The 271-nt window shown below is 40.6% G+C and carries 1 pseudogene; it reads right to left on the bottom strand.

Annotated features, from left to right (window positions below):
- Positions 1-160: 160 nt before the first annotated feature.
- A pseudogene (locus H5180_RS23380) lies at positions 161-271 on the bottom strand (elongation factor Tu); the annotation flags it as partial.

Raw genomic sequence — 271 nt, 5'->3', positions numbered from 1 at the left:
TTTCTGTTATAAACGCGGTGGCAAGCCACTCGCCTACAAGTACATATTAACGCCGAGCAACTTAAAACTTTCCGCTTAGAGCTTACAGCTCAAATCGCAGACATTAAAAAAGGCCACCTAAGTGACCTTTTTTCTAATAATTAACTTTAAAAGTTAATTATTACTCTACGATAGTTGCTACTACACCAGCACCTACAGTACGGCCACCTTCGCGGATTGCGAAACGTAGACCTTCATCCATTGCGATTGGAGAGATTAACTTTACAGTCAT

This window comes from Pseudoalteromonas sp. SR41-4 (assembly GCF_014163985.1).
GTDB lineage: Bacteria > Pseudomonadota > Gammaproteobacteria > Enterobacterales > Alteromonadaceae > Pseudoalteromonas > Pseudoalteromonas rhizosphaerae.
Note: the sequence above shows the minus strand (reverse complement) of the source record. Positions and strands in the feature narration are given on the sequence as shown.